Raw genomic sequence first — 3,755 nt, 5'->3', positions numbered from 1 at the left:
TATTATTAGCTGTTGCTTTTGTTAAGCCTAATGCGTGAGGCAAAAGACTAAAGTCTGAATTCATTAAAACAAGATCTGACGTTTCAATAGCTACATCTGTACCACTTCCCATTGCAATCCCAATTTGAGCTAATGCTAGTGAAGGACTGTCATTTACTCCATCTCCAACAAAAGCAACAATTTCACCTTTATTTTTTAACTCTTCAACATAGTCTGATTTATCTTCTGGTAACATATTCCCATGAGCTTCTGTAAGGCCTAGTTCATTTGCTACTAAATCAACTGTTCCTTGGTTATCTCCTGATAAAACTACAAGTTTTTTAACACCTAGTCTTTTTAGTTTTTCAAGGTCATCTTTTATACCTTCACGAATTTGATCTCTAATACCCATCAGTGCTTTTAGTTGACCATCTATGGATGTTAAAACAAGTGAATTGCCATTTTCCTCAAATCTAGCTATATCTTCAAGTACTTTTTCATTTAAATGAACATTTTCTTCTTTCATCAGTCCTACATTTCCTACTGCAACTCTGTGTCCATCTATACTAGCTACGATTCCTCCACCTTTTATAACATCTGTTTTTCCAACTTCATATAATTTTGTATCTCCTATATAGTCTATTACTGCTTTTGCTAAAGGATGATCTGATTCATTTTCAACACTTGCTAAATAAGCCAATACTTCCTCAGTATTTTTAGTATACATTTCCTTTTCAGCCACCTTAGGGTTTCCCAGTGTCAATGTACCAGTTTTATCAAATACCATAGTATCGACATTACTAAAATCATGAATTACTTCACTACCCTTTAAAAGAACCCCGTTTTTCGCTCCATTACCAATACCTGCTACATTTGAAACAGGTACACCGATAACTAATGCTCCTGGACATCCTAAAACTAATATTGTAATAGCTAGCTCAATATCTCGTGAAAATAACCAAACAATAATAGAAAGGATCAAAACAGCTGGAGTATAGTATTTAGAAAACCTATTGATAAATCGTTCTGCTTCAGATTTTGAATCTTGTGCTTCTTCGACAAGTTCAATAATTTTTCCAAAGGTAGTATCCTCACCTACACGATCAGCAAGGATTTGAATAGTACCATTTTCTAAGATAGTTCCAGCATATACCTTGGAGTCTTTCTTTTTACTTACTGGTAGAGATTCTCCTGTTATGCTTGCTTCATTAATATGTCCTTCACCTATCAATACAGTTCCATCAACAGGAATCTTGGCTCCAGTTTTAACTAATAAAATATCTCCTTCATCCACATCATCTACATCTACCTCTTCAAACTCACCATTTTCTACTTGTTTCAGGGCACTCTCTGGCGCCATTTCTGTAAGTTCTTTTATGGCAGATCGTGTTTTGTTAAGCGTACGTTGTTCTAGATATGCTCCAAACAAAAATAAAAATGTAACTATAGCTGATTCTTCAAGATTTCTAATTAAAAATGCTCCAACAACTGCAATGGTAACTAAAACATCAATACTTACAACTTTAACTTTTAGAGCTTGATAGGCTTGAATAGCAATAGGTGCAATTCCTAGTATTGAAGCAATAGCTAAAGGCCAAATAGCTAGAGTTTCATTTTTAAAGCCTAGTTTACTAACAAATGCTAGGACTATTAAAATTCCACCTATTAATGTTATATGATTTTTCTTACTTAATATAAATCCTTGCAAACTAATTCACCTTTTCCCTTTCCATAGTTTATCTACTTACATACCATATGCTTTATCCATATCGTTTAACATATTATAAACTGCCTCATAACTTTCACATACATCCTCAGGTACTGTATAATTGTTTGTGACCTTACGTAATTCTATAAATTCTTCACTTAAATTTGTTTTATTTGATCCAGCTTCTTTAATTTCTCTATTAATCTCATCAAACAATTTATGAACCTTATGAAATTCTGGATGAGTACCTCCGTGAACTCGTGCTACAATTGGAACATATTGTTCCAATCTTTGTAAATGCTTTTCCTTTGCTCTTTCAAATGTTAATTTTTCTTGCATATTCTCTCTACCCCTTTTTCTTTTATTTTTTATGTTTTGTCTTTTATAAGTTTATTATACCATGAGTGGAAGGAAAACAATTTGACCTAAGTCAAATTTTGGAAAGATTATAAAATAAAAGTCTTCTTAGCCTAGGATAAAAAGACTTGACCTTATCTAATTTTAACTTTTAAATATGCATTCTCTTATTTATTTCCGCCTTTATTTCTTCCCCTTGAAATATAAATATAGCTGATAATGAAATAATACTAAATCCAATACTGATAATAGACGGATATATAATATTTACTAAATCAAAGAGTATAAATATAATAGGTATGATTCCAAAAATCCCATCTAAAAAAGCATACGTTATATAATCTCTAACACTTAAGTTCATTATCTTTGCCGTTACATACATTATAATCATAGCTGAAACACAGGCTATAGGAATAACATAATCTAGTGACCATCCTCTCCATCCTATTTGGTAATCCCAAAATATAGCAAGGATAGATATGATTACTGTTTGCCATATTATTTTTTTAGGTATATGATATCTCTTTTGGACTATAATTATAAGCCCAATCCAGATACTAATTACTGCAAACATAAATAATATTGGCCAATTTATATGACTTGGAAATATCATATTAATTCCAAAACTCACCACTACAGCTACTATAGATATAAATACCATTATCTTAAGTGCTAGATGACTCTCGTAAAAAGGTGGTATGTCTGGAAATACATCTTCACTTTTTCCCCTTACTTCTTCTTCCAATATATTTTCACATAATGTGCACCTTTCACGTTCTTCTCTTATGTACACTTTACAATGTCTACAGTATTTCATATCTCCACCTCTTTATATATTTGATGTAATTTCAATTTTAACACCTTTATTTGAAAGAAATTGAAAAAACACCCTTTGTATATCAGTCTCTACATATGGAGAGGTGAAAGTAATTGCCAGCCTATCACCATATGAACAAAATGTAATTTTTGGGGCTCTTGCACTTACACATATACTAAATTGTTTTATATTGTTTTTAAACTCTTTATTTGTTTTAATTCTTCCAATATTTGATATAGAAGATGTTATCCTTTTATCATTAAATTTGTCAGCAATCTTCATAAAAAAGTCTTTTATGATGAGAGGTACAATTCTAGCTATAAGATTGTTTTCGAGTTTCATAAATCTAGCAAGCTTTAAATTTATATTTTCCTCTACTAGGCCTTTTTTAAATTCCTTATCTACATACTCTACTATATCTTTAAATTCCGAACTATTATTTTGAAAATCATAACTTATATTCATGGTAGTGAAAAAATTTCTAGCAGTAGATGAATTATAGTATCCTCGTAAATTAATAGGTACAGAGAGAACTATTGGTTTCTTCCTCTTGGTTTTGGGCATATCTATATAAATTGAATACATAAGAAGGGAAGTTAGAAACACAGTCATACTGGTGTCATATTTTCTAGATATATTTAAAACTTCTTCTACAGACATAGCAGCCTCAATTACTTTCATCTTATTTTCATCTAATCTTTTACCTTTTATAGTATAGGCGGTCTTAAATTTGATCTTTTTTTCATGTATATCTTTAATATTTGGTGTATAGTTTTTCCAAAAGCTATCGTCCATCTTTTGACTTATTGAAGCACGATATTCGAGGCTAGGTATACTGTCTCCTAATTCATTTTTATAATTTATTTTCATATAATAAAATATTAAGGTTTCTAT

At 30.8% G+C, this 3,755-nt stretch carries 4 protein-coding genes; all 4 read right to left on the bottom strand.

All coding sequences use genetic code 11. From position 1 onward, the window contains the following. Window positions 1–1,687, bottom strand: a 1,687-nt coding sequence (locus ACTHW2_RS11810) for a heavy metal translocating P-type ATPase (protein ID WP_442264115.1), incomplete at its 3' end; no start/stop codon positions are given. Between the two features lie 36 nt (window positions 1,688–1,723). Then, on the bottom strand, window positions 1,724–2,026 hold the full coding sequence (locus ACTHW2_RS11805; RefSeq protein WP_442264114.1) for a hypothetical protein: 303 nt from the start codon (window positions 2,024–2,026) through the stop codon (window positions 1,724–1,726). Window positions 2,027–2,195: 169 nt separating this feature from the next. Continuing rightward, complete coding sequence (locus ACTHW2_RS11800) at window positions 2,196–2,861, bottom strand: DUF6320 domain-containing protein (protein ID WP_442264113.1); 666 nt, start codon at window positions 2,859–2,861, stop codon at window positions 2,196–2,198. A gap of 12 nt (window positions 2,862–2,873) precedes the next feature. Then, window positions 2,874–3,755 (bottom strand): hypothetical protein (locus ACTHW2_RS11795; RefSeq protein WP_442264112.1); only part of this gene is annotated, 882 nt, incomplete at its 5' end.

The organism is Tissierella sp., from assembly GCF_052089545.1.
Taxonomy (GTDB): Bacteria; Bacillota; Clostridia; order Tissierellales; family Tissierellaceae; genus Tissierella_A.
This window is presented reverse-complemented; position numbering and strand designations above follow the sequence as displayed.

What these genes read in the sequence shown, in the direction of transcription:
- ACTHW2_RS11800 (WP_442264113.1), bottom strand. Translation starts at nt 2,861, where the DNA reads ATGAAATACTGTAGACATTGTAAAGTGTACATAAGAGAAGAACGTGAA.
- ACTHW2_RS11805 (WP_442264114.1), bottom strand. Translation starts at nt 2,026, where the DNA reads ATGCAAGAAAAATTAACATTTGAAAGAGCAAAGGAAAAGCATTTACAA.